Here is a 26,428-nt window from a genome sequence, read left to right on the forward strand (position 1 = left end):
TTTCCAGGCCGGGCCCCGCAGGGCCCGGCTGGTGATCAGTAGATGCTGAAGGGAAAGTACTTGGCGTTGATGGTCTCGTAGGTACCATTATCGATGATGGCCTGCAGCGCCGTGTTCAGGCGCTCGCGCAGCGGATCATCCTTGCGCACGGCGATGCCGATCTGATCGTTGTCGAATACCGGTTCGCCTTTGAACTCAAAGTTGGCGCCCGCTTCGCTCTGCAGCCACTCGTACTGCACGAAGTTGTCGGCCAGCACGCCGTCGATACGGCCGGAGTTCATGTCCAGATAGGCGTTTTCCTGGGTGTCGTACAGACGCACATCCACCACGTCGGCCATGTTGTCTTCCAGCCACTGACCGGCGATGGTCGCGCGCTGTGCACCAATGGTCTTGCCTTTCAGGCTGGCCTCGTCAACCTTGAAATCGGCTGACTTGGGCGCCACGAACTGCAGCTTGTTGGTGTAGTAGGGGTTGGTGAAATCAACCGCCTGCTTGCGCTCATCGGTGATCGACATCGAAGCAACCAGGAAGTCGAACTTGTTGTTGTTCAGCGCTGGAATGATGCCGTCCCAATCGGAAGTCACCACGGTGCAGTCAACCTTCATTTCGGCGCACAGGGCGTTGGCGATGTCGATATCAAAACCGACGACTTCGCCGCTGCTGTCAACCAAGTTGAAGGGAGGGTAGGCGCCTTCGGTGCCGATGCGCAGGGTCTCGGCAAAGGCCGGAGCACTCATAAACAACGCTGTGGCAGTTGCCAGCAAAACCTTTTTGTATTGTTTCATGGATCTACTCCTATTTATTTATGGCTTGACATGAACTGTCGGCAGCGCTCGGAACCGGGGTTGTCGAACACTTTTTCCGGGGTACCGATCTCTTCGACCAGCCCCTGATGCAGAAACACCACCTGGCTTGATACCTGCCGGGCAAAGCCCATTTCATGGGTTACCAACAGCATAGTACGACCTTCGTCAGCCAGGGCTCGAATCACCGTGAGAACCTCATGGACCATCTCCGGATCCAGTGCCGAGGTTGGCTCATCGAACAGGATGACACGCGGCTGCATGGCCAGCGTGCGAGCGATGGCAGCGCGCTGCTGCTGACCACCGGAAAGTTGTGCAGGGAAGGAATGACGCTTGTCGGCAATGCCGACCTTTTCCAGAAAGGCCTCGGCCGCCTCAACCGCCTCGGCCTTGGACTGGCCCAGCACGCGACGTGGCGCCTCGATGATATTGTCGAGGATGCTCATGTGTGGCCACAGGTTGAAACTCTGAAATACAAAGCCAACCCGCGCGCGCAGGCGATTGATTTGCTTGTTGTCAGCGGCGACCAGCTCGCCATGACGGCCGGGCTTGAGCTTGAGCTCTTCACCAGCGACCAGAATCTGGCCTTCGTGCGGGTTTTCCAGCAGGTTGATACAACGCAGCAGCGTGCTCTTGCCGGACCCGGAGGAACCGAGGATGGAAATGACGTCGCCATCGTTGGCGACCAGATCAACGCCCTTGAGTACTTCAAGGTCGCCGTATCGTTTGTGCAGGTTGCGCACTTCTAGAGCGGGCGAAGTCACGTATCGTTATCCACTAGGCGTTTAGCCGTCAGGTGTATTACCGCCACATTTGTGATGCAGCAGCCGGGACACAGATCCTTCTGCAGACGTCCGGGCGTCATATTCTGGCAAAACTAGCACAGCTGATTCGCATGACCAAGAACCCTGTTTCGGTCACCGACCGGCTAATACAGGCAAAAGTCTTGCCAATACGCGCGCTAGACAGCTCTGCCTGCCAGAAACAAAAAAGCCCGCTGGGGTTGCCAGCGGGCTTTTGCAATAAGTGGTGCCCAGAGACGGAATCGAACCGCCGACACGAGGATTTTCAATCCTCTGCTCTACCGACTGAGCTATCTGGGCATCAAGGGCCGCTATTAAACGGTTTAAGCCTTTTTGTGTCAAGCGCCTGTTGAAAAATATTTTCTACTTTTCAGCCGCTTACCAAAACATCATGCGCTCGGAGGTACGTAACCCTCAGCCTGGGCATAATCTTCGCCAGCGAGAAACTTGTCCATTTCGGCCTGCAGAAAGCGCCGATCCTCGGGGTCCATCATGTTCAGCCGGCGCTCATTGATGAGCATCGTCTGGTGCGCCTGCCACTCGTCCCAAGCGCGCTTGGAAACGTCCTGGTAGATCGCCTCGCCCTTGGGGCCGGGATAAGGTGGTCGCTCCAGGCCGGGCAACTCTTCTTTGTATTTGCGGCACATCACCATGCGCGTCATTGATGAACTCCTTCAGGCAGGGGATGGAAGGTGCGCTTCAATCTGCTTCAGTAGTTTCTTCACTGGCGCAGCAAGACCGAGGCGACCGGGTTCGCGCAGGTTATACCAGACCTCGCCCGCTTCAGCCACGCCGCCGACGCCATGAACCCGTACCAGCACCGGCTGAATATCCAGATGAAAGTGACTGAAGGTATGCCGCAACGCTGGCAGCGCCTCAGTGTGTTCAATCGCCAGCGGACGGCTCTGCAACCAGGCCGTCAGCGCCTCCTGACTATCCAGCTGAACCGGACTCCAGAGTCCGCCCCAGAGACCGCTGGGCGGCCTGCGCTGCAGCCAGACCTCGCCTTCCTCGTTGAGCAGTAAGGGCATCACGCACTGGCGCACTGGCAGCACCTTGCGCGGCTTGGAGCCGGGGAAGCGAGTCGGCTCTCCCAGCAGGCGTGCCTCGCAACCTTCCTTTAGCGGGCACAGTAGGCACGAAGGCTTGCTGCGCGTGCACAGGGTGGCCCCCATGTCCATCATCGCCTGAGTGAAATGCTGCACCCTGTTTTGGGGCGTATAGCGCTCGGCCATGCGCCACAAACGATCATGCACCGCCTTTTCCCCTGGCCAGCCCTCCACCGCAGCAAAGCGCGCCAGCACTCGTTTGACATTGCCATCCAGAATCGGCGCCCAAAGGCCCATGCTGAGCGAAGCAATAGCGCCAGCGGTGGATCGCCCGATACCCGGTAACGCCATCAAGCCTTCAACGCTGCGGGGGAATTCGCCGCCGTGCTCGGCGACCACCTGCTTGGCCGCCTTGTGCAGGTTGCGCGCCCGGGTGTAATAGCCGAGCCCGGTCCACAAATGCAGCACTTCATCGTCACTGGCATTGGCCAGCGCCTGCACGTTGGGCAAGGCCTCCATGAAGCGCGCAAAATAGGGGATGACAGTCGCGACCTGGGTCTGCTGCAACATGATCTCCGAGACCCAGACGCGATAGGGTGATTTGTCCTGTTGCCAGGGCAGATCCTTGCGACCATGCGCGTCATACCAGCCCAGCACGCGCTGGGCAAACTCATCTGGCTTCAATTGGAAAACAGCCCCTTGATCGCGTCTCGCAGCTCGGGTGCCTTGTCGCCCAGTTTCTCGTCCAGGCGCTCTTCCAGCTTGCGCTTGGCTTCATTGCCGAGCAGTTGCCCGGCTACCTTGGTTACCCCTTCGGTATCCACGCCACAGCTACTCGCCGCATTATGCAGATAGCCCTGACAGCGCACCGGCCACTCGATGCCAACATAGCGCTCGTTGACCTGGCAGGCCTCGTCTGGCATGTCGCTCTTGTCGCCTTCCAACAGCAGCCCGATACGGTAGTCCAGGCGCTGTTCCGGCAGGTTGACGTCGCCTTTGCCCTTGGCCGTGATGCCCGGCAGCTTGACCACCAGATCGCGATTGCTGACCTGCCCGTCGCGTAGGTTGAAGCTGCCATTCAGTTGCTCGAACGGCGTGTTTTCACTGCCGTGTTCACCGCTCAGCGACTTACGATTGGCCAGGGCGATGGCGCGACACAACTGCTGCTCCAGGTTGACGCCCAGTAGAGCGCCGTCATCCAGCTGGAAGCGCGCGTTGCCCCCAAGTGTATTCATCCAGCGGCGCATGCTGTTGCCGCGCATGCTCAAATCCATATTCAGATCCAGCGCGCCGCGCACCTGCGCTGGCACATCGTAGGCCTGCTGCGCCGCCAGCGAATCTACACCCTTGAGCTGACCGCTAAGCGCCAGGCTGACCGGAGTCTTGCGGGTATCGATTTCGCCCTTGCTGGTAAAGGTACCCGAGAAAATACCGCCATCCAGCTGTTTCAGCTGCACGCGGCCGTCACGCGCGCTGGCGGCTAGGGTAAAGGGTTTGATGGTCTGACCGGTGAGCGTGACCTGCTGTAGCGCCAGGCTGCCGTCAACATCCAGCATCGCCAGGCGCTCCAGCGGCAACAGCGGCTCGTCGCTCCACTCCGGCGGCGCAGCGGTAGACTTGCTGCCGCCGGTTGCCTGCCCGGCGCTGCCATCTTTTTCTTCGGCCGGCGGGAGGTAGTTGTCCAGGTTGAAGCTGTCGCCAGCCAGCTTGAAGCGCAGGGCTTGCCGCTCGAAGTCAGCCAGACCCAGCTCGCCCTTGAGCGTTGCGCCATCGACCACCAACGTCAGATCCCTGAGCATCAGGCTTGAGGCAGAACCATCCAGCCGCGTAGCCAGCGAAACCTGCGACAACGCACCGGGATCGGCCATGTCCGGCAACGGCTGCCCCAGGTCGCGCAGCAGGTCGCGAGCGTCAAAGTCGGCAACGTTGAGCTGCCCGCTCAACTTGGGCTCCTGGTCCAGGGCGGTGGCTTTGAGCGCGCCGGTAGCACGCATGTCACCCAGCGTCATGCGCAGTTGATTCAGCTCCGCCACCTGCGCGCTCAGATCAAGCAGGCCATCGCCCTGCAGTTGCAGGTTGACCGCACGGCCAGAGAAGGGCTCGCCGCTGGCGTCGACTTTCATATCGAGCGCATCCAGCTGATAACGCTTGAGGCCCAGATCAAACTGCGCAACCGCCTTCATATCGAGCCGCACGCGCAGCGCTGGTTTGTCAGTGGTCAGCATGCCCAGAAAGCTGACATCAAAGGGCTCACCTTCGATCAGCGCGCCGGTAGTCAGGTTAGCCTGATCAAGGGTCAGTATCTGGCCGCTTTGCCGATCCTCGTAACGCACGCTGGCGTTGGTGATCTGCACGCTTTCCACGGCAAAATCCATTTCTTTATCTTTGGTACTGGGCGCTGGCTTGCTGTCGCTGCTCGCAGCGGCGGCGTCAGCAGACGCTTGCGGCCCGATATTGGCCCAGTTGCCCTCGCCTTCTGCCGACTTGACCAACTGCAGACGTACGTCGTCGAGAATCACATCGCTCATGCGCAGTTGCCGGCGCAGCAGCGGCAGCACCTTGACGCCGAGGCCAAGCGAGCCAACCTGTGCCAACGGCTGATCCGGCTGTTCGGTGGGGGCGACGCCGACATCCTTGAGCTCGATGCCCAGCCAGGGGAAGAGCGACCAGCCGATATCACCACCCAGCGTCAGCTCGATATTCGCCTGCTCACGGGCGGCCTGTTGAATGTCTTCTTTATAGTCATTGGGATCGAACATGCGGGTGAGAAAAAACAGCACACCGATGGCCAGTACCACAATACCGAACACCACCAGCCCCACGACCTTGGCAAAGGCTTTCATCATCTCTCCTTAGTTGGCCTGCCGGCGTAACTCCCACGGGGCAGCGCGTTTCAGTTTGTATCGGCGTTCAGCATCAGCCGGACCCTTTCGGCCAGCGCCAGACAGGCAGTCAGCCCCGGCGACTCGATACCGAACAGGCTGACCAGCCCACGCACACCATGACTTGTATGATCTTGGAGGACGAAATCCATGGCCGGTTCCCCCGCGCCGCTCAGCTTGGCCCGTACCCCGGCGTACGCCGGCTGCAAGCGCGCGACGTCACACTGCGGCCAGTAGCGGCGCACCGACGCGACGAAGGCATCCCGCAAACGCTCATCCACCTGATAATCCAATTCATCGGTATAGCGCACATCCGGGCCAAAGCGTAGCTGACCGGCGAGATCGAGAGTCGCATGTACACCCAGCCCAGCATTGTTTGATTCCGGCATAGGGTAAACCAGATGGCGGAAAGGCGACGACCCGGCGTAGCTGAAATAGCGCCCCTGGCACCAGTGGACCGCCGGCACTTGTATAGCGCCGGTCACGTCCCGCTGCAGCCTTTGGGCAAACAATCCCGCCGCGTTGACCACTTGGCGGGCGCTGATGCTGAACGCCTGGCCGGCACTGCGCCCGGACACACACAACCCCTGCGTGATCGGCGTAATGCTGTCTACCTTGGCGCGACAGCTCAACAGGCCGCCGGCGCGCTGCAAGGCCGCCTCAAACGACTGCATCAGGGCGTGGCTGTCGACGATCCCGGTCAGCGGTGAATACAATCCCGCCAGCGCACGCAGTTGTGGCTCCAGCTCGTGCACCTGCGCGGCGTCCAGCCAGTGCAGCTCTACGCCGTTGGCCGCGGCATTGCGCTGCAAGCGCGTCATCGCGGCGATTTCCTCCGGTTCAACCGCTACCAGCAATTTACCGACTCGCCGATGCGCCACGCCGTGCTCGGCGCACCAGGCATAGAGCAGGTCCCGGCCCTCAACACACAACTGCGCCTTCAATGAGCCCGGCGCATAGTAGATACCGGCGTGAATGACCTCGCTGTTGCGGCTGGAGGCATGCTGGCCAACCCAAGCCTCCTGTTCCAGCACCAGCACGCTGCGGCCGTCACGTGCCAGGCGCTGCGCCACCGCCAACCCCACCACACCCGCGCCCACCACCACCAGGTCAAAATCTGTCGCCATCGTCTGCGCCCATGCTCCGCGAATCACTACTGCCCTGCATTCTGCCGCGCCCACTTGCGCAATGACAGCTGACCCGCCTATCGGCGCGATCAACACTGGCAATCAGCCCGCTGTAGCCCACCACCCCGCAGCCACGTATAATGCCCGCCTTTGACCGACAACTTCAGCGGAGATTAACCATGGCGGAGCGCAAGGCCAGCGTCGCGCGCGACACTTTGGAAACCAAAATCAATGTCGCCATCAACCTCGATGGCACCGGCGAGGCCGACTTTGATATTGGCGTTCCTTTCCTTGAGCACATGCTTGACCAGATCGCTCGACACGGCCTGATCGACATGACCATCAAGGCCCGTGGCGACCTGCACATTGACGATCACCACACCGTTGAAGACGTGGGCATCACTCTGGGTCAGGCCTTTGCCAAGGCGATTGGCGACAAGAAAGGCATCCGCCGGTATGGTCACGCCTACGTGCCGCTCGACGAGGCCCTGTCACGCGTGGTGATCGACTTCTCCGGTCGCCCCGGCCTGCAGATGCACGTGCCTTACACCCGCGCCAGCGTGGGCGGCTTCGACGTGGACCTGTTCATGGAGTTCTTCCAGGGCTTTGTAAACCACGCCCAGGTCACCCTGCACATCGACAACCTGCGCGGCGTAAACACGCACCATCAGATCGAAACCGTGTTCAAGGCCTTTGGCCGCGCGTTGCGCATGGCCATCGAGCAGGATGAGCGCATGAGTGGCATCATGCCCTCCACCAAGGGCTGCCTGTAAGCATGTCGACTCATGTAGCCGTCATCGACTACGGCATGGGCAACCTGCATTCGGTCGCCAAGGCACTGGAGCACGTCGGCGCGCAGCAGGTTGAGGTGACCAGCGACCCACAGGCCATTCTCAACGCCGACCGCGTAGTCTTGCCGGGCGTTGGCGCGATCCGCGATTGCGTCAGCGAACTGCGCCAGCTCGGCCTTGACCAGGTGGTGCACCAGGTCGCCAAGGAAAAGCCACTGCTGGGCATTTGCGTCGGCATGCAAATGCTGCTGGAGCACAGCGAAGAGAACGGCGGCGTCGATAGCCTTGGCCTGTTCCCCGGCGAGGTGAAGTTCTTTGGTGAGGAGCTGTACGACGGCAACGTGCGCCTGAAAGTACCGCACATGGGCTGGAATCAGGTGCAGCAGAATCTGGACCACCCGCTCTGGCACCGCATCGAGCAGAACGCCCGCTTCTACTTCGTACACAGCTATTATGCCGCGCCGGGCAAAACCACCCAGCTGGCTGGGCGCTGCCATTACGGCGTCGACTTTGCCGCCGCGCTGGCCCAGGACAACGTATTCGCCACCCAATTCCACCCCGAGAAAAGCCACACCAACGGCCTGCAGCTGCTGCAGAACTTTCTCGCCTGGGATGGACGCTGGTAAAGAACAGAGCCGCAAGCTGCACGTTGCAAGCTACAAGCCGACCCGCTTGAAGCTTGCAGCCTGAAACTTGAAGCTCTTTTTCCAAAGGAAAAAGTTATGCTGATAATTCCCGCGATCGACCTTAAAGACGGCGCCTGCGTGCGCCTGCGCCAGGGCCTGATGGACGACGCCACCGTGTTCTCCGATGACCCGGTTGCCATGGCTGCCAGGTGGGTCGAAGCCGGTTGCCGACGCCTGCACTTAGTCGATCTGAACGGCGCCTTTGAAGGCAAGCCGGTCAACGGCGGGGCTGTCACCGCTATCGCCAAACGCTACCCCGACCTGCCGATCCAGATCGGCGGCGGCATCCGCTCGCTGGAAACCATCGAAGAGTACGTCAAGGCGGGCGTCAGCTACGTGATCATCGGCACCAAGGCGGTAAAAGAGCCCGAATTTGTTGCCGAAGCCTGTCGCGCCTTCCCCGGCAAGGTAATTGTGGGCCTGGATGCGAAAGACGGTTTTGTCGCTACCGATGGCTGGGCCGAGGTAAGCGACATTCAGGTTATCGACTTGGCCAAGCGCTTTGAAGCCGACGGCGTGTCTGCCATTGTCTACACCGACATCGCCAAAGACGGCATGATGCAGGGCTGTAACGTCGAAGCCACGGCCGCGCTGGCCAACGCCACTTCGATTCCGGTGATCGCCTCCGGCGGCATCCATAATCTGGGCGATATTCAAACCCTGCTCGACACCACCACCCCAGGCATTATCGGCGCCATTACCGGTCGCGCCATTTATGAAGGCACACTGGATGTGGCCGTGGCGCAGGCGCTCTGCGATGAGACTGCCGCAAGCCGTAAGCGATAAGCTGTCCGCGCTGGTTTATTGATTTTGCTTGCAGCTTGAAGCTTGCAGCTGCTTTCGGAGAAAGCCCATGCCCCTGGCCAAACGCATCATCCCCTGCCTCGACGTCGACAACGGTCGCGTGGTCAAGGGCGTCAAGTTCGAGAACATCCGCGACGCCGGCGATCCGGTGGAGATCGCTCGTCGCTACAACGAGCAGGGTGCCGACGAAATCACCTTTCTCGACATCACCGCCAGCCATCAGGAGCGTGACACTACGCTGCACACGGTCGAACGCATGGCCAGTCAGGTGTTCATTCCGCTGACCGTGGGCGGCGGCGTGCGCACCGTGGCCGACATCCGCAACCTGCTCAACGCCGGCGCCGACAAGGTCTCGATCAACACCGCTGCGGTATTCAACCCGGAGTTTGTCGGTGAGGCTGCCGACCGTTTCGGCTCGCAGTGCATCGTGGTCGCGATTGACGCCAAACGGGTTTCCGCTCCCGGCGAGCCCGGCCGCTGGGAGATCTTCACCCACGGCGGGCGCAAGCCCACCGGCCTGGATGCGGTAGAGTGGTCACGCAAGATGGAGCAGTTGGGCGCCGGCGAAATTCTGCTCACCAGCATGGATCAGGACGGGGTCAAAAGCGGCTACGATTTGGGCGTCACCCGCGCCATCAGTGATGCCCTGCACATTCCGGTGATTGCCTCGGGCGGTGTCGGCAATCTGCAGCACCTGGCCGACGGGGTAACCCAAGGGGGTGCCGATGCGGTGCTGGCTGCCAGCATCTTCCACTTTGGCGAGTTTACCGTCAGCGAAGCCAAGGCCTACATGGCCGAGCGCGGCATCGAGATGCGCCTGTAATCACCGGCCGGCTCAGTGCGGCCGGCTCAGCAGCCTCTGCACACTGACCAGCTGTACTCCCTCGCGCGACTCCAGCTCCGGCAACTGGCGCTCGAGAAAGGACAGGGTTTCCGGGTAGGGATGGCCAATCAACACCGCTGCCCCTTGCTTGCGCGCCCGCGCCAGCACTAGCCGAAACTCCCGCTCCAACTCCACCTGCGTGCGCTCGTTATCGAGGAAGACGTCGCGGGACACATTGGGCACCTCCGCCGCCTGCGCAGCAAAGGCCGCTTGGGTTTCCTTGTTGGTGCGACTGTCAACAAAGAACAGCTGCCGCGCGGCCAGCTGCGCCATCAGCCAGTCCATGCGCTCACGGTTGGCAGTCAGCTTACTGCCCATATGATTGTTAACGCCCTGAATCGGCGTGAAGGCGTTCAGACTCGCTTGCAACTGGGCGTCGAACTCGGCGCGCGACATGCCTGTGTCCAGACCGCCCTCACCTATCGCCAGCCCAGCCAGACTCTCCATTGGCAGGTGCAGCAGCACCGGCTTGCCGGCCTCCGCGGCCAGCGTGGCCAACACCTGAGCATTGCGGGTAAAAGGCATGATGGCCAGCGCAACGGGGGCCGGGAGTGCGATGATGCGCTCGCCAGCGGCGCGACTATTGCCAACGTCATCAATGATGATGCTGAGCATCGGCAAGGCCTCCGCTTCAGACTCAAGCGGCAACGGCGAGATTAGCGGCGCCGGCTCTTCCAGTGGCGGCACGGGTACTTGAGCCGGCGTGGGCCTGGCCGCCTGATCGGACGCTGACGGCACAGGCAATGCCGCTTCCGGCAACGCGGAGGCGGCTTCTGGTGCCAGGGGCTCGGCAGTGTCTGCTGCGGGCGCAGCGGCGGAGGGCCCGGCCGGCTCGCCAGCACTCCCGGCCGATTCATCGTCAGAACAGCCGAGCAACAGTGCCGCCAACAGGGCGGCAACCAGCATGCCTGCGCCACCAGTGCGGTGACGCCTTGCCTTAACCAGGAACACCCGCGCGGCTTACTGCACGCGGGTACGCGCGACGTTCAACCCCTTGAGCAGGCTGACCGCCTGACTCAATTGATAGTCATCCGCCAACGGGCTATCGCTGCGCGCCGCCGCAGAGGTAGGCCGCTCATTGCCACTGGCGTTATTCAGGTGGCCGGCCAGATCCGCTTCGCGGTAACTGATCTCAGCTTCGTCCAGGGTCAGGTGCGCGCGCTCGACCCGAATGTCGGGCACTATGCCCTGGGCCTGAATGGAACGACCCTTGGGCGTGTAATAGAGCGCGGTGGTGAGCTTGAGACCGCGATCATTATTCAGCGGCAGCACGGTTTGTACCGAACCCTTGCCAAAGCTGTCGGTGCCCATGATCACGCCGCGCCCCAGATCCTGCAGCGCACCAGCAACGATCTCGGAGGCCGAGGCCGAGCCGCCATTGATCAGCACTACCAGCGGAATATCGCCAGACGGATTGTTGCTGGTGGCACTGAAGCGCATTTCGGCATTGCTCAGGCGTCCCTTGGTGTAGACGATCAGCCCTTTGTCGACAAAGGTATCCACTACCTCCACGGCTGACTGCAGCACGCCGCCAGGATTGTTGCGCAGATCCAGGACCAGACCGTTCAGCTCGCCGTCGGCTTTCAGACGGTTGAGACTGGTGCGCAGCTCATCACCGGTGTTGATCTGGAACTGGGTCACGCGCAGATAGCCGTAGCCAGGCTCCAGCATCTCCGACTTGACGCTCTTGACCTTGATGATGGCGCGCTCAAGCTTGACCTCGAACGGCCGGCCATTGTTGCGCACCAGTGTCAGGCGAATGCTGGTGCCGGGCTCGCCGCGCATCTTGTCGACGGCGTCCATCAGGCTCATGCCCTTGACCGGCTGATCATCGATCTTGACGATCAGGTCACCCGCTTCGATACCGGCCTCGGCGGCTGGAGTATCGTCAATCGGTGAAACCACCTTGAGAAAGCCGTCTTCCTGACCGACTTCGATGCCCAGGCCGCCGAAGTGGCCCTGGGTGCTGTCTTGCAGGCCAGCAAACTCATCCGGCCCCATGTAGGCAGAGTGCGGGTCAAGCCCTTCGAGCATGCCGCGAATGGCATTTTCCAGCAGGGTGGCATCGTCGACCGGCTCGACATAGGCAGTGCGAATACGCTCAAAAACCTCGGCAAAGGTCCGCAGGTCATTCAACGGCAGGGGTGCAGCAGCCTCCTGTTGTGCTTGTTGCGCATGAACAGGAACCAGACTGAGACTCAGGCTCAAGCCGGCAACCAACAGACTACGCACTGCCATCATTTAACTCTCCCAACGCAAGAAAAGCGGACGATACCCCTGACGGGCCGGAGTACAGCGGCGCGAGGCATCACCCCGACAGCATACACCACGCCAACGGATCGAGGGCCTGACCCTTGTGACGAATAGCGAAATACAACGAGGGCTCGGACAGGCCACCGCTATTGCCCACGGTCGCAACCGGCTCACCCGGCTGCACCCAACTGCCCACCTCGCGCAGCAGGGTCTGGTTATGCCCATAGAGACTGAGATAACCATTGCCGTGGTCGAGAATCAGCAGCAGCCCGGAACCGCGCAACCAGTCGGCGAAGACCACGCGACCACCGTGGATAGCCCTGACCTGGGAGCCCACCGCGGCCGAGATCAACAAACCATCCCATTTCAGCCGGGCGTCCCCGCCGCGCTGGCTGCCGTAGCGCGACGCAATGCGACCCCGCACCGGCAACGGCATCTTGCCGCGCGCCTGGGCAAAGGCCAGACTGCCCGCCGGCCAGCTGGCAGGCGCCTGGATAGCAATCTGGTTTTGGCTGCGGCTTTGACTCTGCGCCCGCGGCGGCTCTGGTGTGGGCAGACTGGTGATGGCCTCATCCAGCTGTTTGATCAGCTTATTCAGCGCTGCTCGCTCGGATTCGCGCGCGGCGAGCTTCTGCGCCTCTGAGCGGCTCTGCCCCTGCAGCGAGGCCAGTAGCTGGGTACGTTTTTGCTGCTGCGCCTGTAGCGCACTTTCGCGCACCGCCAGATCTTCGCGTGCGCTCTGCAGAGCGGCTTGCTCGCGCACGATATCAGCACTGGCCAGTTGAATCTGGCTCAGGGTGTCATTGAAGCGATTGATTTCCTCGACGCGCGCCTGACCCACGTACTCGTAGTAGCGCATCATCCGCGCCATGCGGCCGGGATCATCCTGATTCAGCAGCACCTTGAGGTAGCCCTGCTGCCCGGCCATGTAGGCCGCCCGCACCTGCTGGGCAATCTGCTCCTGCTGGGCCGCCAAGGAAGCCTGCAACGCCTTGGCCTGCTCGCGCAGATCCAGCAAACGGGTTTCACCGTCCCGGATCTGCTGCTCCAGCTCATTGCTTTCGCGCTTGAGGCGGCCAATGTCCGTCTCGCTGTCCTTCAACTCGGACTCGAGCCCGGAGACCTCCTGCTTGAGGCCATCGAGCATTTCCTTGAGCCGCTTGATATCGGCCTGGGTTTTTTCCAGCTCGGCGCGGGCCTCGCGCGAATCGGTTTGCTGCGCGCTGACCGGCAGCGCCACGCCCAGCAACATGCCGCTAAGCGCCGCCACAGTCAGTGGCAGGCTGCATCGGCGTACCTGTTTCTTCAGCCACTCCATTGGCCCTGCCTCCCGTTTCAGGTGAATAGGACTCAGACCCGCGTCACTATCGAGCGACCGGTCATTTCTTCCGGCTGCGGCAGCCCGAGCAAGGTCAGCATGGTAGGTGCTACGTCAGACAGAATACCGCCATCACGCAGCTCGACATTGCGCGGCCCGACATAAACGAAGGGTACTGGCTCGCAGGTGTGAGCGGTGTGGGCCTGGCCGGTGTGGTCATCAGCCATCTGCTCGACATTGCCATGATCTGCGGTGATCAGCGCTTCGCCACCCACCTTATCCAGCGCCTCGGCAATCCGGCCAATGCACTTGTCCAGGCATTCAACCGCCGCGACTGCCGCATCGAATACGCCGGTATGGCCAACCATGTCGCCGTTCGCGTAGTTGACGATGATGACGTCATAACGCTGCTGCTCAATTGCCTCGACAATTCGGTCGGTGACCTCGGGCGCACTCATTTCCGGCTGCAGGTCGTAGGTGGCCACCTGTGGCGAAGGGATCAGGATGCGCTCCTCGCCCTCAAACGGCTCTTCGCGGCCGCCGGAAAAGAAGAAGGTCACGTGCGCGTACTTTTCGGTTTCCGCGATGCGCAACTGGGTTTTTCCCTGCTTGGCCAGGTACTCGCCCAGCACGTTGTCGAGCGAGGCCGGCGGATAGGCACAGGGCGCGGGAATACTGGCGGCATACTGGGTCAGCATGACGTATCCGGCCAACTGCAGCTCACGTGGCCGGGTAAAACCACTGAAGTCAGGCTCGACGAAGGCGCGGCTAAGCTCGCGAGCGCGGTCGGCGCGGAAATTCATGAACACCACCGCATCGCCATCTTCTACCCGCACCGGTTTGCCCACCGTAGTGGCCTTGACGAACTCATCGCTTTCATCGCGCTCATAGGCCGCGGCCAGCGCTTCGGCCGCCGTGGCTGCCGCAAACTCGCCCTGCCCTTCGCTGATCAATTTGTAGGCAGCTTCAACGCGATCCCAGCGGTTGTCGCGATCCATGGCGAAGTAGCGACCGATCAGGCTGGCGGTACGGCCCTTGCCCAGACGCGCGTAGGTGTCTTCCATCAGTTGCAGCGAGGGCGCAGCACTTCTCGGCGGCGTGTCACGGCCATCGAGAAAGCCGTGTACATAGATGTGCTCGGCACCGCGCTGGGCTGCCAGCTCGACCATGGCAGCGAGATGCTCCTCGTGGCTGTGCACACCGCCCGGCGACAGCAGGCCCATGATGTGCACCGCGCGGCCGGCGGCGACGGCCTTGTCGACCGCATTGCAGATGTTCTCATTGGTGAAGAAGTCGCCATCGGCGATGGCCTTGGTAACGCGGGTGAAGTCCTGGTACACCACCCGGCCAGCACCCAGGTTCATGTGACCCACTTCGGAGTTGCCCATCTGCCCGTCCGGCAGCCCGACATCCATGCCCGAGCCCGATACCAGGGTGTGCGGGGCGCTCGCCCACAGTTTGTCCCAAATCGGGGTGTTCGCCGCCATGATGGCGTTGGAGTCTGGGGTTTCGCTGTGACCGAAACCATCCAGAATCATGAGAACTACGGGCTTGGGGGCTGCTGTCATACTGAATTAACTCACAGGTTGAATTGGGCGAAGAGGGCCACAGCCAACCAGGGCTGCGCCAGGCGACAAAATCAGGCCCACAGTTTACTTGCCGCGCTGCGGCCTGTCATGCTCGACGCGGCAACGGCTGCGCTGGTAGCCTGCCGCGCTTGCCCACAGCTGACCAACGTGCGCTTTTCCGGCGCAGCCTTGGTGTATACTCGCCCACTTTATCGATTTCGGAAGCGTCCTAATGCAGTTTCTCCAACACCTGATTGAATTCATCAGCGCGCACTACCTGCTGACCACTGCCTTCCTCGTTGTGCTCGGCTTGCTGCTGTTCACCGAAGGGCGCAAATCCGGCTCTGCCGTCAGCACCCAGCAAGCTACCGCCATGATCAACCGCGAGAACGCTGTGGTGGTCGATGTACGGCCGAAGAAAGACTTTGCCGCCGGCCATATCGTTGATTCGATCAACATCCCCTTCGATAGCCTGACCACCCGCCTGAACGAGCTGGACAAGCACAAGGGCAAACCGTTGCTGCTGGTCTGCGCCGCAGGCCAGCATGCCGGCGGTTGCGCCAAGCAGCTGAAGGCAGCAGGCCATGACAAGGTTGCGCGACTGTCCGGCGGTATCGGCGGCTGGCGTGCAGACAACCTGCCACTGGTGAAATAACGTGGCCAAGGTCGTCATCTACAGCAGCAACTACTGCCCATTCTGCATTCGCGCCAAGCAGTTGCTGGATCGCAAGCAGGCCGACTACCAGGAAATCAACGTAGACGGGCGCCCCGCGGTGCGCGCCGAAATGACGCGCCTGGCCGGCGGTCGCACCTCGGTGCCGCAGATCTGGATCGGCGATACCTACGTTGGCGGTTGCGATGAACTCTTTGCCTGCGAGCGCGCTGGACAACTCAGCGGCCTGCTGGCAGGGTAACCAGCCAGATAATTACAACGCTTAAAACCACACTAACGAGCATATAGATTAAGGATCGAGCATGGCCGACGAAAACCAGAACAATCAAGCCGCCAACGGCGCAGCCAGCCAGCCGCAGTTCAGCCTGCAGCGCATCTACGCCAAGGACATCTCCTTCGAGTCGCCCAAGTCGCCCAGCGTCTTCCAGGCCCAGTGGAATCCGCAGGTCAACCTCGACCTGAACACCCGTCACACCCAGCTGCAGGAAGGCATGTACGAAGTCGTGCTCACCCTGAACGCCACTGTGACCAACGGCGAAGACGAAACCACTTTCATCGCCGAAGTGCAGCAAGCCGGCATCTTCGCCATCAATGGTCTGGAAGAAGCCGCACTGCGTCACACCCTGGGTGCTTTCTGCCCGAACATCCTGTTCCCCTATGCACGCGAGGCGATCGATAACCTGGTGCTGCGTGGCAGCTTCCCTCCCCTGATGCTGTCGCCGGTCAACTTCGACGCGCTCTATGCACAGGCAGAACAGCGCCGCACTCAGGAAGCCGCTGGCACCGCCTGATTGCGACCGATGTGGCGCGACCTGTCAAAGGCGCGCCACACCTTTTATCCCCCGCTTGCTACCGTCCGCAACCACAGCACCCCGTAAACCGACTTTTGCCTTGTGCGCCACGCAGCGCATGCTCTAAGGTAAGCAACCGCAATTTTGCAGAAGACGGAATATCGCATGACCCTGCCGGCCTCCCGCCCCCTTTACCTGCTCGCTTTCATCGTCTGTGTACTGTTGATGGGCACCGCCCTGTACCTGGAACACGTGGTTGGCCTGGAGCCATGCCCCCTGTGCATTCTGCAACGCATGGCAGTGATTGTGATCGGCCTGCTGTGTCTGGCTGCCGTACTGCACAACCCTACCCCGCGCAATGGCAAGCGCACCGGCGCCCGGGTTTACGCCGTGCTGCTGATCCTCGCCAGCCTGTTCGGTGGCGCCACGGCTGCGCGCCAGGTTTGGCTGCAGCACCTGCCGGCGGATCAGGTACCCACCTGCATGCTGCCGCTCGACTACATGCTCGAAGCCCTGCCCTTCTGGGAAGTGCTCAGCCAGGTATTCAGCGGCACCGCCCAATGCGCGGAAGTTACCTGGACCTTCCTCGGCCTGAGCATTGCCGAAGGCACCCTGATCGCCTTCGTCTGCTTTACCGTTTTTGGCCTGATGCAGCTACTGCGCAAGGTCGACTGAAACCACCGGGAGCCCGGCATGAAAACGTTGCTGATACTGCTGTTGTGTTGCACGCTGGCGGCCTGCGCCAGCTCCGACGTGGAACAGTACGCCGCCGAACAGCCCGCGCTCTCTCTGCCGGATTACCTCAACGGCGACCTGCAGGCCTGGGGCATGTTTCAGGATCGTAGCGGCAAGGTGGTCAAGCGCTTCCATGTGCAGATGACCGGCCAGTGGCAGGGCAATACCGGCACCCTGGATGAGCGCTTCACCTATTCCGACGGCTCGACCGAACGCCGCGTGTGGACGCTGACCCGGCAAAGCGACGGCAGCTGGCAGGGCACTGCGGATGACGTAGAAGGCGTAGCCACTGGCAAAGTGGCCGGCAACGCCTTCCACTGGGCCTACCGCTTACGCCTGCCGGTGGACGGTCGAACCTGGGTTGTTGACCTGGATGACCGCATGTATCTGATTGACGAAAAGGTCATGCTCAACCGCGCGATCATGAGCAAATGGGGCGTTACCCTGGGCAGCATCACACTCAACTTTTATAAACGTTGAAGCGCAGCCATTGACTGGCCTATTCTGTTGCGACAACGAGACGAGACACACCCATTGTGCCGGCACGCCGGCCCCCTTCGACGAGGTGGAAGATGCTGGACAGTTGCACAAACTCCCAGGAGCGCTGGGGCGGCGTTCACCAGCTGATCGATCGCTGGCTTGCCGAGCGCAAGCAGATGGTCATGAACTACACCCAACTGCGCAAACGTCAGGCGCCCAGCAGCGCACCCGATACCGAGCTCGCCGCGTTCTGCGACACTCTGGTCGATTATCTCTCCGCCGGCCACTTTGAAATCTACGAACAACTGATGCGCGAAGCGGAAGATTTCAAGGATCAGCGCGGCATCGAGCTGGCCCACCAGGTCTACCCGCGTATCGAAACCATCACCCGTGAAGCGGTCACCTTCAACGACACCTACGGCCAACCCGATTGCGGCGTTGACGAAGAGACCATGCAAGCGCGCCTGCATCACCTTGGCGGCCTACTGCATGAGCGCTTCGAGCTGGAAGACTGCCTGATCGAAGTACTGCATACCGCTCACAAGGACATGCTCAGCACCGTCTGAGCCACAGGAAACGCCAGTGACCAGCACCGACAACAGCAAAGCCGCGAAAGTCAGCGACCCGGTATCCAACCCCCTGCACCTGCTGCAGACCATGACCAGAACGCTTAACGAGCATCTGGCCGACGCCTGCGCCCGAGCAGAACAGGATGCCCGCAAGGCACTGGAGAAACTGCAGCGCCAGCAGGAAAAGCTCGACCTCAAGCTTAGCCAGACCCAGCAGAAACTCAGCAGCCGTGAAGCCGAGCAGCCGGGCAAACCGGCCAACAAGACGCGCAAGAAACTGGCCGAGCTGGAAGCCGCCAAGCTGGAGCTGCATGAAGCGCGGCAAAAAGCCGAGAGCTACATCAAACAACTCACCAGCGACGTACGCCAGACGCTGCGCCTGGCCAAGGGCCTTGAACGCATCGACAGCCAGGTTGCCCAGGCGCTCGACAAGCGCGACAACCCCAAGCCGCCCGCCAAGCCGCGCGCTCGTCGCCCGGCCGCCCAGCGCAACAGCAAGCCCGCCGCTGCGCGCAAGCCGAAAGCGGCTGCCACTCCGCCGGCGAACTGAAACCGATCTACGCCGCTGCTTCGGCAGCGGCCGCGTACGCCGCCAGCAAAACCTCCAAACGCTCAGCGCACGTCAGCTGCTGCACGCGGCTCAGCGCCAGCAAGTGGTCACGCAACTCACCTTCTGTCGCCTCAGCCACCGCTAGCGCCCAGTCCTGCAGCCGCACCAGCTGCAGCAATTCGGCCTCCTGCTCCAACCGCTTCGCCTGCTGATACAGCGCTGGCGCCGCCGGGTCCTGCTTCAAACGCCGCCGCACCAGGCGCAAGGGTTCGATGATTTGCTGCTGCCAGGGACTGTGCTGACGCAGCAACCAATTCAGCTTCTGGACAGGCACCGCCCGCCCCTGCAACCAGAGCCAGGTGACCGTCAGCAACAGCAGTACATCCTGCCCGCACTCATCCTGCAACGCCAGCAACGCTGGCGCTACGCCCGGCCAGGCATAACAGTCCAGCGCCCAACTGCGTAGATCCGGATTAACCTCGTTCATTGCTCACTCCACTGCTCACAGCGACACGGCGCGCTGATATACTCGTGCCCCATGATCACCATTGAATCCCTTACGTTGCAACGCGGCCCACTGCGGCTGCTCGACAACGCCAATCTTACCCTGCATGCCGGCCAGAAAGTGGGCCTGCTGGGCACCAATGGCGCCGGCAAGTCCAGCCTGTTTGCCCTGCTGCGCGGCGAACTCGAACCCGATGGCGGCGAATGCAGCCTGCCCGCGGACTGGCGTATCGCCCACATGCGCCAGGAAATCGAAGATCTCGACCGCCTCGCCGTCGACTACGTGCTCGACGGCGACCGGCGCTTGCGCGACATTCAACGCCGACTGCAGCAGGCCGAGCAGCAGCAGGCCGCCGAGCAGCTGGGCAGCCTGTACGGCGAACTGGAAAGCCATGACGGCTTCACTGCCGACAGTCGCGCACGCACGCTGCTGGCCGGTCTGGGCTTCACAACTGAGCAATGCGAGCAGTCGGTAGGGGATTTTTCCGGTGGCTGGCGCATGCGCCTCAATCTGGCACAGGCACTGATGCAGCCGTCCGATTTGCTGCTGCTCGATGAGCCGACCAACCACCTCGACCTCGACGCTATTCTCTGGCTCGAGGACTGGCTGCGCAGCTATCCCGGCACCCTGCTGCTGATCTCCCACGACCGCGATTTTCTCGACGCCGTGGTCGAGCATATCGTGCACGTGGAAGGTCAGAAACTGAACCTCTATCGCGGCGCCTACAGCCAGTTTGAGCGCACCCGCGCCGAGCGGCTGGCGCAGCAGCAGTCGGCCTTCGAGAAGCAGCAGGCGCAGCGCGAACACATGCAGAAGTACATCGCCCGCTTCCGCGCCCAGGCTACCAAGGCCCGTCAGGCGCAGAGCCGGCTGAAAGCCCTGGAGCGGATGGAAGAACTGAGCCCGGCGCACATCGACTCGCCGTTCTCGTTCAGCTTCCGCGAGGCGGCCAATCAGTCCACCCCGCTGCTCGATCTCGACAAGGCCCAGCTCGGCTACGAGGGCAAACCCATCCTTGCCGATGTCAAATTGCAGCTGGCGCCCGGCGCCCGCATTGGCCTGCTCGGCCCCAACGGCGCCGGCAAGTCGACGCTGATCAAATCGCTGGCCGGCACCTTGCCATTGATCAGCGGCGAACTGAAAACCGGCGAGCACCTGGCCATTGGTTACTTCGCCCAGCACCAGCTCGACAGCCTGGATCCCGCCGCCAGCCCGCTGCTGCACCTGGCCAGACTGGCGCCGGATGAGCGCGAGCAGACATTGCGCAACTTCCTCGGCGGCTTTGACTTCCAGGGTGATCGCATCGATCAGGCGGTAGAGCACTTTTCTGGTGGCGAGAAGGCCCGCCTGGCGCTGGCGCTGATTGCCTGGCAAAAACCCAATCTGCTGCTGCTTGATGAGCCGACCAACCACCTCGACATGGAAATGCGCCACGCGCTGACCATCGCACTGCAGGCGTTCGAAGGCGCCATGTTGCTGGTCTCGCATGACCGGGCGCTGATCCGCGACACCACGGACGAGCTCTGGCTGGTCGCCGACGGCAAGGTCGCCACCTATAACGAAGACCTGGATAGCTATACCCGCTGGTTGGCGCAGTTCCGCCAGCAGCAGGCCGCCGCCGCGCAGCCCGACGCCAGCAGCACACCCAAGGTTGATGCCAAGGCACAGCGCCGCGCCGCTGCCGAACAACGCCAACGCCTGGCGCCATTGAAAAAGGCGGCGGACAAGCTGGAGCAGCAACTGGCCAAGGCGAATGACGAACTCAGCGAAGTGGAAGCCCTGCTAGGTGACAGCACCTTGTACGAAGCCGTCAACAAGGATCAGCTGAAACAATTGCTTGGCCGCCAGGCCAGTGCCCAGCAGCGCGTTGCCGAGCTGGAAGAAGCCTGGCTGCAGGCCCACGAAGAACTCGACAGCCTGCAGGCTGCCTTGGCCGCCGAATGATTCTCTGGATTGATGCCGACGCCTGCCCACGCCCCGTGCGCGACGTGGCGGTCAAGGCCGCGCGGCGCAAGCAGATCGAACTGGTATTGGTGGCCAACAGCGCCCAGCAGTTGCCACCGGGCCCCGGCGTGCGTCAGGTGATAGTGTCGGCCGGCGCGGATGCCGCCGACCATCACATCATTGAGCAGGCACGTCCGGGAGACCTGGTGATTACCGCCGACATTCCGCTGGCCGCTGGTCTGGTCGACCGCCAGGTAACCGCCATCAACCCGCGTGGTCAGGTCTACGACAAGGCCAGCATCGGCGACCGTCTGGCCATGCGCAACCTCATGGACGAGCTACGCGGTGCCGGATTGGCTGGGCGCGGTGGTCCGGCGCCTTACAGCGACCGCGACAAGCAGGCCTTCGCCAACGCACTGGACCGGCTACTCGCCCGCGGCGCCTGAACCCTAGCCACGGCGACTGGTTATAAACTGGCTGACGTCGCCCTGCAGCTGACCGCGCACCCGCTCCAGTTCTGCAGCCTGCCGCGCCAGCTCGGCGGCCTGATCGGCATTGGCCACGGCAATATCGCCGATGCCCTGCAGGCGCTGGGCGACATCGTCACCCACCGCGGCCTGCTCCTGCGTGGCGGAGGCTATGCTGCTGTTGAGTTTGGCGATACCGGCCACCTCATCAACAATGCCGGCGAGGATCTGCACACTGTCGTCAGTCACTGTCATGCAGCGCGATACGGAGCCCTGACTCAACTGCATGGCGCCGCGGGCCTCTTCCGATGCCTGCTGTAGGCGCGCGATAAAGTCCTGAATTTCTGCCGTAGAGTGCGCCGTGCGCTGCGACAGATTGCGAACCTCGTCGGCGACCACCGCAAAGCCCCGCCCCTGCTCGCCAGCGCGCGCGGCCTCAATGGCGGCATTAAGCGCCAGCAGGTTGGTCTGTTCGGCTACGCCCTTGATCACATCCACCACCTGATCAATATCAACCGCCAGTTGAGCGGCGCCGTTGACTGCGTCACCGGTGCGCCGAATATTGGCTTGCAGCGAGCCTACTTCCTGCCGGATATCCTGCATCGCCTGGTGCCCCTGCTGTGCGTGGCGGTCGGCACCTTCCGATGCGCCGGCCGCTTCAGCGGCATTGCGCGCTACCTCGGCGGTAGCCTGACTGAGCTCCTGCATGGCCTGCACCATGTAGTGGGTTTCGTCCTGCTGGCGTTCCGCGCTCTGGCGCACCGCAGCCGACTTGCCGGTGACCGCATCGCCCACCTCGGCAAGCCGTTGCAGGTTGCCGCCGACGTCGGCCACCATGACATCCAGCCCCGCTACCAGATTATTGAAGGAGTCGATCATGGGTGTGCGCATCGGCACCCGGTAAGTCAGGTCAACCCCTTTGCCTGAGGCCAGCATCATGGCCGTCGCACGCCCCATCGCCTCACCTTCCAGCGCATCACGGTAACCCAGTCGGGCCAAGTAGATCAGCACCGCTGCCTCTACGACAACGTAGCCGGCGTGGACAAACACCAGCCCGAAGGTCACGCCCTTGGCCAGCCAAACGCCCAATTGCTGGCTTTGCAAGTAGAAGAACATGAAATGGTGAACCGCAATCACCAACGTCGCCACCGCGATCGGCAGCCAGTCACGGTAGTAGATCAGGAAGGCCAGCAGCACAAAAATGGAAAAGTGCATTTCCAGCGTGCCGTGGCTCTGGTTGATATGCAGCGCGGCCATAACCATGAAAGCGGCGCCCATGGCACAGCGAAAGACGCGGCTGCCTTTGGCCAGCGCATGCAAAGCGTGCATCACCAGCAGGGTGCCACCGGCAACTATCAGCGCCTGCGCCCAGGTCTCGTACCAACCGGCCAGCGCCAGCGACGCCAGCAGGCATAACCACAGCACGGCCAGCATGACCCGGTCGGCCTGCAGGTAATGGGCATCAAGGCTGAGGGATTGGGGAATGCTCGGGTTCATCGACAGACCTCTCATCAGGATCAAGATCACACAGGCAAGCCACCGCGTCCTGGCGTGTGATACTCACCTTGCGTCCGGCCAGCAAGGCCTGCACCACCGGCTCGACAAAACTGCTGTCAGTTGTACAGTGAGCTCCATCACTGTAGGGGCCTACATAGGCCAGATTTCCCTGCGCATCCCAGATGGCAATGGACGGCGCGCCGGGCCAGCCCGCCCATACCTCGGGTATCGGCCAGTACGGCAAGGCCTTGAGACCATCGGTCAGGCCCTCAGTGGTACGCTGGCCGGCGCGGGCAAACTGCACCCCTTGCGCGCTAAAGCGCTGCGTCATTTCATCTACGTAGCTTTCGTGCCCGGCACTGCAGGGGCAACCAGATTGCCACACGTGTAGTACCTGTACGTGCCCTGGCGCAAAGGGCGGCGCCACTGCCTCACCCGCAAAGTACGCTGGGCGCTCGAAGGATTTGATGTAACGCGCTTCGAACCACCAGTAGGCCCAGACCAGCCCCGCGAGCCAGACCAGCAACAGCAACAGAGTGAGAACACGGCGAATCCAGGGGCGCATTACAGGGGTCCGGGGCATATTGAGGGACACTTATTGTGCCACACCACCTCGCCGTACAGGCATGAGCGCGGCGCAACCTTAGCACATGGCCAGCACACCTGTACAAGCCTTGTACAGTATTACGGCGCCTGCCCTGCCTTCCACCGTGCATTTGCATCGATTTGTGCAAACCCCGCCACATCCTGGCCAATCAACCGAGGCTGACGCCTTTGCAGCCCGTCAAGCTTGGTTTACCGTTGCAGCAACCCGAGACATTACCCTGATTTTTTTCGTGGGTATGGCAGCCGCGACCGGCAAGCTGCCGCTCTAGCCCATGGAAGACTACGCACAGTGCCGGCAGCTCATCGCCGCGCGAGGATGATCTCTGCTGATGCTTGCCGCACTTGACCTGACTACCCTGACTGTCACCCTGACGCTGGTGACCCTGAGCATGACGCTACTGCTGGCGCTGGCAGCCTGGCACGCCGGCACCGAACAGGGGCTGCGGCATTGGGCGTTGGGTAACTGTGCGCTGATGCTCGGACTATTGCTCAACGTCAACCAGCAACACCTGCACCACAGCCTGTCGGTGGTGCTCGCCAACGGCCTGATGACGCTGGGCCTCGGTGTGGTCTGGCTCGGCGTGCGAGCGTTCAAGGGTCGCAGCCAGCCACAGTGGGGGCCTATCTGTGCAGCCGCGGTAATCATGCTGTTGCTGTGGTTTTTCCGCTTCCAGGTGGACCGCCTCGATATCCGCTACGCCGTCAGCTCGGTCACCCTCGGCGGCCTGTGCCTGATGTGTGCGCGCGAACTGCTTATCCGCGCCGCCCAGCCCCTACGCACCGCCTACTGGTTCAGTGGCAGCATCGCCCTGCTGTATGGCTTTTGTCTGGTGGCGCGCCCACTGGCGGTACTGTTTGGCTGGCAAAGCGACCTGCCGGTACTCGACAGCCCATTGCAGAATCTCACCCTGCTCGGCGCCATGCTTGCGCAGATCGGTATGGCCAGCGGCTTCATCCTGATGACCCACTACCGCACCGCCGAAGCGCTGCACCGACTGTCTGAGCGCGATGCCCTGACCAACACCCTGAACCGCCGCAGCCTGCAGGAGCAGGCACATGTGTTACTCAACCTGATGGCACAACGCGGTCAGCCAGTCACGCTGATCATGGTCGATGCCGACCATTTCAAGCGCATTAACGACGAGTTTGGCCATCAGACCGGCGATGCCGTGCTCTGTCACCTGGTCGCGCGAATCGGTCAGCATCTGCGCAGCGATGATCTGCTCGGCCGTTTTGGTGGCGAAGAGTTCACCCTGATCCTGCCGGGCCTGGATACCGAGCGGGCCGCCCAGGTGGCCGAGCGTATTCGTCAGGGCCTGTGCAGCAACCCCTGGGAGTCCGAGTCAAAACCGGTATGGTTGAGCGTCAGTCTGGGGGTCGCGTGCTCTGAACATCACGGCTACGATTTCAACACCCTGCTGAGCGCCGCAGACGCCGCGCTGTACCGCGCCAAGGCGCTCGGGCGCAATCGCGTAGAGCTGGCCCCGGCACCCGGCGCCGATCTCGAAGACCAAATGGCCTTACGCCTGTTGTCACAATTCCGTCATAATCTGGACGTATAAACGTCAACCAGATAGGTGCATAGTGGATCCCATTCCACCGCACCAACGGAGTTATTGTGAGCCAGTCTTTTGTCCAGCGTCCGTTCCCCCTGAGCCGTCCCCGCCGCATGCGTCGCGATGACTTTTCGCGCCGCCTGATGCGGGAAAACACCCTCACGGCAGACGACCTGATCTATCCGGTTTTTGTGCTGGAAGGTGAAGGCCAGCGCGAAGCCATTGCCTCGATGCCGGGGATCGAACGCCTGTCGATCGATCTGCTGTTGGAGGAGGCTGCCGAACTGGTCGAGCTGGGTATTCCGGCGATTGCGCTGTTCCCCGTCACGCCCTTGCAGAAAAAGTCGCTCGACGCCGCCGAAGCCTACAATCCCGAGGGCCTGGCGCAACGCGCAACCCGCGCCCTCAAGGCCCGTTTTCCCGAGCTTGGCGTGATCACCGATGTCGCCCTGGACCCCTTCACCACCCACGGCCAGGACGGCATCATCGACGAGCACGGCTACGTGATGAACGACATCACCGTCGAGACGCTGGTCAAGCAAACCCTGTCCCACGCTGAAGCCGGTGCCGACATAGTCGCCCCCTCCGACATGATGGACGGCCGGGTTGGCGCCATGCGTGCAGCACTGGAAGACGCCGGCCATGTGCACACCCGCATCATGGCCTACTCCGCCAAATACGCCAGCGCCTATTACGGCCCCTTCCGCGACGCGGTCGGCTCCGCCGGCAACCTCGGCAAGGGTAACAAGGCGACCTATCAGATGGACCCGGCCAACGGCAATGAAGCCCTGCAGGAAATTGCCGCAGACCTGGCCGAGGGTGCCGATATGGTCATGGTCAAACCCGGCATGCCCTATCTGGATATCGTCCACCGGGTAAAAGACACCTTCAAGGTACCTACCTTCGTCTATCAGGTCAGTGGCGAGTACGCCATGCACTGCGCCGCCATCAATAACGGCTGGCTCAGCGATGCGGTGATTCTCGAATCGCTGATTGCCTTCAAGCGCGCCGGCGCCGACGGCATCCTCACCTATTTCGCCAAAACCGCTGCGCGCCAATTGCGCGAACGACAACCAAACTGAACGAGG

Annotated in this window: 28 protein-coding genes and 1 tRNA gene; 15 read left to right on the forward strand and 14 right to left on the reverse strand. The window is 62.0% G+C overall.

Annotated features, from left to right (window positions below):
* Positions 1 to 35: 35 nt before the first annotated feature.
* The 7 genes from BLU26_RS09995 to BLU26_RS10025 all read right to left on the reverse strand — a co-directional run bounded on the left by BLU26_RS09995 (position 36) and on the right by BLU26_RS10025 (position 6,664).
* Entirely contained in the window at positions 36 to 785 is a 750-nt protein-coding gene (locus BLU26_RS09995; RefSeq protein ID WP_092286234.1) for an ABC transporter substrate-binding protein, read from the reverse strand.
* A gap of 14 nt (positions 786 to 799) precedes the next feature.
* Positions 800 to 1,567: an ABC transporter ATP-binding protein gene (locus BLU26_RS10000; protein WP_092286236.1), complete on the reverse strand. Its 768-nt coding sequence runs from the start codon at positions 1,565 to 1,567 to the stop codon at positions 800 to 802.
* Positions 1,568 to 1,830: 263 nt separating this feature from the next.
* Positions 1,831 to 1,906: transfer RNA gene (locus tag BLU26_RS10005), tRNA-Phe, on the reverse strand.
* Between the two features lie 89 nt (positions 1,907 to 1,995).
* Positions 1,996 to 2,268 (reverse strand): oxidative damage protection protein, encoded by a 273-nt coding sequence (locus tag BLU26_RS10010; RefSeq protein ID WP_092286238.1) that lies wholly within the window; start codon positions 2,266 to 2,268, stop codon positions 1,996 to 1,998.
* A 12-nt stretch (positions 2,269 to 2,280) separates the two neighbouring features.
* A complete protein-coding gene (gene mutY, locus BLU26_RS10015; RefSeq protein WP_092286240.1) occupies positions 2,281 to 3,339 on the reverse strand; it encodes an A/G-specific adenine glycosylase in 1,059 nt (352 codons plus the stop codon).
* The gene (locus BLU26_RS10020; RefSeq protein WP_157719344.1) at positions 3,336 to 5,498 is read right to left on the reverse strand and encodes an AsmA family protein; all 2,163 of its coding nucleotides are present in this window, start codon (positions 5,496 to 5,498) and stop codon (positions 3,336 to 3,338) included. The genes mutY and BLU26_RS10020 overlap by 4 nt, the downstream gene beginning before the upstream one ends.
* Before the next feature lie 50 nt (positions 5,499 to 5,548).
* Positions 5,549 to 6,664 (reverse strand): NAD(P)/FAD-dependent oxidoreductase, encoded by a 1,116-nt coding sequence (locus tag BLU26_RS10025; RefSeq protein WP_092286244.1) that lies wholly within the window; start codon positions 6,662 to 6,664, stop codon positions 5,549 to 5,551.
* A gap of 179 nt (positions 6,665 to 6,843) precedes the next feature.
* On the opposite strand from BLU26_RS10025, the gene hisB reads away from it, so the two are divergent.
* The 4 genes from hisB to hisF all read left to right on the forward strand — a co-directional run bounded on the left by hisB (position 6,844) and on the right by hisF (position 9,768).
* Positions 6,844 to 7,437 carry an imidazoleglycerol-phosphate dehydratase HisB gene (hisB, locus tag BLU26_RS10030; RefSeq protein WP_092286246.1) on the forward strand — a complete coding sequence of 198 codons (594 nt, stop codon included), beginning with the start codon at positions 6,844 to 6,846 and terminating at the stop codon, positions 7,435 to 7,437.
* A 2-nt stretch (positions 7,438 to 7,439) separates the two neighbouring features.
* A complete protein-coding gene (gene hisH, locus BLU26_RS10035; RefSeq protein ID WP_092286248.1) occupies positions 7,440 to 8,081 on the forward strand; it encodes an imidazole glycerol phosphate synthase subunit HisH in 642 nt (213 codons plus the stop codon).
* 96 nt (positions 8,082 to 8,177) lie between these two features.
* Positions 8,178 to 8,927 carry a 1-(5-phosphoribosyl)-5-[(5-phosphoribosylamino)methylideneamino]imidazole-4-carboxamide isomerase gene (gene hisA / locus BLU26_RS10040; protein ID WP_092286250.1) on the forward strand — a complete coding sequence of 250 codons (750 nt, stop codon included), beginning with the start codon at positions 8,178 to 8,180 and terminating at the stop codon, positions 8,925 to 8,927.
* A gap of 67 nt (positions 8,928 to 8,994) precedes the next feature.
* The gene (gene hisF / locus BLU26_RS10045) at positions 8,995 to 9,768 is read left to right on the forward strand and encodes an imidazole glycerol phosphate synthase subunit HisF (RefSeq protein ID WP_092286252.1); all 774 of its coding nucleotides are present in this window, start codon (positions 8,995 to 8,997) and stop codon (positions 9,766 to 9,768) included.
* Positions 9,769 to 9,780: 12 nt separating this feature from the next.
* On the opposite strand, the gene BLU26_RS10050 is transcribed toward hisF, so the two are convergent.
* The 4 genes from BLU26_RS10050 to gpmI form a co-directional block, all read right to left on the reverse strand.
* Positions 9,781 to 10,734: a divergent polysaccharide deacetylase family protein gene (locus BLU26_RS10050; RefSeq protein ID WP_092286255.1), complete on the reverse strand. Its 954-nt coding sequence runs from the start codon at positions 10,732 to 10,734 to the stop codon at positions 9,781 to 9,783.
* A 54-nt stretch (positions 10,735 to 10,788) separates the two neighbouring features.
* Positions 10,789 to 12,069: a S41 family peptidase gene (locus BLU26_RS10055; RefSeq protein WP_092286257.1), complete on the reverse strand. Its 1,281-nt coding sequence runs from the start codon at positions 12,067 to 12,069 to the stop codon at positions 10,789 to 10,791.
* Between the two features lie 67 nt (positions 12,070 to 12,136).
* Positions 12,137 to 13,399: a murein hydrolase activator EnvC family protein gene (locus BLU26_RS10060; RefSeq protein ID WP_092286259.1), complete on the reverse strand. Its 1,263-nt coding sequence runs from the start codon at positions 13,397 to 13,399 to the stop codon at positions 12,137 to 12,139.
* A gap of 32 nt (positions 13,400 to 13,431) precedes the next feature.
* A complete protein-coding gene (gene gpmI, locus BLU26_RS10065; RefSeq protein WP_092286261.1) occupies positions 13,432 to 14,967 on the reverse strand; it encodes a 2,3-bisphosphoglycerate-independent phosphoglycerate mutase in 1,536 nt (511 codons plus the stop codon).
* A 232-nt stretch (positions 14,968 to 15,199) separates the two neighbouring features.
* Between gpmI and BLU26_RS10070 the strand changes: the two genes are divergently transcribed.
* From BLU26_RS10070 to BLU26_RS10100, 7 genes are all read left to right on the forward strand, one after another.
* Positions 15,200 to 15,622, forward strand: coding sequence for a rhodanese-like domain-containing protein (locus BLU26_RS10070; RefSeq protein WP_092286263.1), 423 nt, complete (start codon positions 15,200 to 15,202; stop codon positions 15,620 to 15,622).
* Position 15,623: 1 nt separating this feature from the next.
* Complete coding sequence (grxC, locus tag BLU26_RS10075) at positions 15,624 to 15,881, forward strand: glutaredoxin 3 (RefSeq protein WP_092286265.1); 258 nt, start codon at positions 15,624 to 15,626, stop codon at positions 15,879 to 15,881.
* Between the two features lie 61 nt (positions 15,882 to 15,942).
* Positions 15,943 to 16,431 (forward strand): protein-export chaperone SecB, encoded by a 489-nt coding sequence (gene secB, locus BLU26_RS10080; RefSeq protein WP_092286267.1) that lies wholly within the window; start codon positions 15,943 to 15,945, stop codon positions 16,429 to 16,431.
* 165 nt (positions 16,432 to 16,596) lie between these two features.
* Positions 16,597 to 17,106 carry a disulfide bond formation protein B gene (locus BLU26_RS10085; protein ID WP_092286269.1) on the forward strand — a complete coding sequence of 170 codons (510 nt, stop codon included), beginning with the start codon at positions 16,597 to 16,599 and terminating at the stop codon, positions 17,104 to 17,106.
* Positions 17,107 to 17,124: 18 nt separating this feature from the next.
* Positions 17,125 to 17,646 carry a DUF3833 domain-containing protein gene (locus BLU26_RS10090; protein ID WP_092286271.1) on the forward strand — a complete coding sequence of 174 codons (522 nt, stop codon included), beginning with the start codon at positions 17,125 to 17,127 and terminating at the stop codon, positions 17,644 to 17,646.
* Positions 17,647 to 17,738: 92 nt separating this feature from the next.
* Positions 17,739 to 18,212, forward strand: a complete 474-nt coding sequence (gene rsd / locus BLU26_RS10095) for a sigma D regulator (protein ID WP_092286273.1) — start codon at positions 17,739 to 17,741, stop codon at positions 18,210 to 18,212.
* A 16-nt stretch (positions 18,213 to 18,228) separates the two neighbouring features.
* On the forward strand, positions 18,229 to 18,765 hold the full coding sequence (locus BLU26_RS10100) for a hypothetical protein (protein WP_092286275.1): 537 nt from the start codon (positions 18,229 to 18,231) through the stop codon (positions 18,763 to 18,765).
* A gap of 7 nt (positions 18,766 to 18,772) precedes the next feature.
* Here the strand turns inward: BLU26_RS10100 and BLU26_RS10105 are convergent, their stop codons facing one another.
* A complete protein-coding gene (locus tag BLU26_RS10105) occupies positions 18,773 to 19,252 on the reverse strand; it encodes a TIGR02444 family protein (RefSeq protein WP_092286277.1) in 480 nt (159 codons plus the stop codon).
* Positions 19,253 to 19,303: 51 nt separating this feature from the next.
* Here BLU26_RS10105 and BLU26_RS10110 point away from each other — a divergent pair, with 51 nt between their 5' ends.
* Positions 19,304 to 21,214: an ATP-binding cassette domain-containing protein gene (locus BLU26_RS10110; protein WP_092286279.1), complete on the forward strand. Its 1,911-nt coding sequence runs from the start codon at positions 19,304 to 19,306 to the stop codon at positions 21,212 to 21,214.
* A complete protein-coding gene (locus BLU26_RS10115; protein WP_092286281.1) occupies positions 21,211 to 21,660 on the forward strand; it encodes a YaiI/YqxD family protein in 450 nt (149 codons plus the stop codon). The genes BLU26_RS10110 and BLU26_RS10115 overlap by 4 nt, the downstream gene beginning before the upstream one ends.
* A gap of 3 nt (positions 21,661 to 21,663) precedes the next feature.
* Here the strand turns inward: BLU26_RS10115 and BLU26_RS10120 are convergent, their stop codons facing one another.
* Positions 21,664 to 23,178: a methyl-accepting chemotaxis protein gene (locus BLU26_RS10120; protein ID WP_092286283.1), complete on the reverse strand. Its 1,515-nt coding sequence runs from the start codon at positions 23,176 to 23,178 to the stop codon at positions 21,664 to 21,666.
* Positions 23,144 to 23,743: a DUF6436 domain-containing protein gene (locus BLU26_RS10125; RefSeq protein ID WP_092286285.1), complete on the reverse strand. Its 600-nt coding sequence runs from the start codon at positions 23,741 to 23,743 to the stop codon at positions 23,144 to 23,146. The genes BLU26_RS10120 and BLU26_RS10125 overlap by 35 nt, the downstream gene beginning before the upstream one ends.
* Before the next feature lie 370 nt (positions 23,744 to 24,113).
* Between BLU26_RS10125 and BLU26_RS10135 the strand changes: the two genes are divergently transcribed.
* A complete protein-coding gene (locus BLU26_RS10135; protein WP_092286289.1) occupies positions 24,114 to 25,346 on the forward strand; it encodes a GGDEF domain-containing protein in 1,233 nt (410 codons plus the stop codon).
* A 107-nt stretch (positions 25,347 to 25,453) separates the two neighbouring features.
* Positions 25,454 to 26,422: a porphobilinogen synthase gene (gene hemB, locus BLU26_RS10140; protein WP_231702063.1), complete on the forward strand. Its 969-nt coding sequence runs from the start codon at positions 25,454 to 25,456 to the stop codon at positions 26,420 to 26,422.
* The last annotated feature ends 6 nt before the right edge of the window (positions 26,423 to 26,428 follow it).

It is taken from the genome of Halopseudomonas sabulinigri, from assembly GCF_900105255.1.
GTDB lineage: Bacteria > Pseudomonadota > Gammaproteobacteria > Pseudomonadales > Pseudomonadaceae > Halopseudomonas > Halopseudomonas sabulinigri.

Bases quoted from the DNA above. Each gene is read 5' to 3' on its own strand.
- BLU26_RS10050 (WP_092286255.1), bottom strand. From the start codon at position 10,734: ATGCTGGTTGCCGCCCTGTTGGCGGCACTGTTGCTCGGCTGTTCTGAC.
- hisB (WP_092286246.1), top strand. From the start codon at position 6,844: ATGGCGGAGCGCAAGGCCAGCGTCGCGCGCGACACTTTGGAAACCAAA.
- gpmI (WP_092286261.1), bottom strand. From the start codon at position 14,967: ATGACAGCAGCCCCCAAGCCCGTAGTTCTCATGATTCTGGATGGTTTC.
- BLU26_RS10135 (WP_092286289.1), top strand. From the start codon at position 24,114: ATGCTTGCCGCACTTGACCTGACTACCCTGACTGTCACCCTGACGCTG.
- BLU26_RS09995 (WP_092286234.1), bottom strand. From the start codon at position 785: ATGAAACAATACAAAAAGGTTTTGCTGGCAACTGCCACAGCGTTGTTT.
- BLU26_RS10025 (WP_092286244.1), bottom strand. From the start codon at position 6,664: ATGGCGACAGATTTTGACCTGGTGGTGGTGGGCGCGGGTGTGGTGGGG.
- hemB (WP_231702063.1), top strand. From the start codon at position 25,454: ATGCGTCGCGATGACTTTTCGCGCCGCCTGATGCGGGAAAACACCCTC.
- BLU26_RS10120 (WP_092286283.1), bottom strand. From the start codon at position 23,178: ATGAACCCGAGCATTCCCCAATCCCTCAGCCTTGATGCCCATTACCTG.
- BLU26_RS10105 (WP_092286277.1), bottom strand. From the start codon at position 19,252: ATGAACGAGGTTAATCCGGATCTACGCAGTTGGGCGCTGGACTGTTAT.
- hisH (WP_092286248.1), top strand. From the start codon at position 7,440: ATGTCGACTCATGTAGCCGTCATCGACTACGGCATGGGCAACCTGCAT.
- hisF (WP_092286252.1), top strand. From the start codon at position 8,995: ATGCCCCTGGCCAAACGCATCATCCCCTGCCTCGACGTCGACAACGGT.
- BLU26_RS10115 (WP_092286281.1), top strand. From the start codon at position 21,211: ATGATTCTCTGGATTGATGCCGACGCCTGCCCACGCCCCGTGCGCGAC.
- rsd (WP_092286273.1), top strand. From the start codon at position 17,739: ATGCTGGACAGTTGCACAAACTCCCAGGAGCGCTGGGGCGGCGTTCAC.
- hisA (WP_092286250.1), top strand. From the start codon at position 8,178: ATGCTGATAATTCCCGCGATCGACCTTAAAGACGGCGCCTGCGTGCGC.
- BLU26_RS10070 (WP_092286263.1), top strand. From the start codon at position 15,200: ATGCAGTTTCTCCAACACCTGATTGAATTCATCAGCGCGCACTACCTG.
- BLU26_RS10010 (WP_092286238.1), bottom strand. From the start codon at position 2,268: ATGACGCGCATGGTGATGTGCCGCAAATACAAAGAAGAGTTGCCCGGC.
- BLU26_RS10060 (WP_092286259.1), bottom strand. From the start codon at position 13,399: ATGGAGTGGCTGAAGAAACAGGTACGCCGATGCAGCCTGCCACTGACT.
- secB (WP_092286267.1), top strand. From the start codon at position 15,943: ATGGCCGACGAAAACCAGAACAATCAAGCCGCCAACGGCGCAGCCAGC.
- BLU26_RS10125 (WP_092286285.1), bottom strand. From the start codon at position 23,743: ATGCGCCCCTGGATTCGCCGTGTTCTCACTCTGTTGCTGTTGCTGGTC.
- BLU26_RS10085 (WP_092286269.1), top strand. From the start codon at position 16,597: ATGACCCTGCCGGCCTCCCGCCCCCTTTACCTGCTCGCTTTCATCGTC.
- BLU26_RS10110 (WP_092286279.1), top strand. From the start codon at position 19,304: ATGATCACCATTGAATCCCTTACGTTGCAACGCGGCCCACTGCGGCTG.
- BLU26_RS10090 (WP_092286271.1), top strand. From the start codon at position 17,125: ATGAAAACGTTGCTGATACTGCTGTTGTGTTGCACGCTGGCGGCCTGC.
- BLU26_RS10020 (WP_157719344.1), bottom strand. From the start codon at position 5,498: ATGAAAGCCTTTGCCAAGGTCGTGGGGCTGGTGGTGTTCGGTATTGTG.
- BLU26_RS10055 (WP_092286257.1), bottom strand. From the start codon at position 12,069: ATGATGGCAGTGCGTAGTCTGTTGGTTGCCGGCTTGAGCCTGAGTCTC.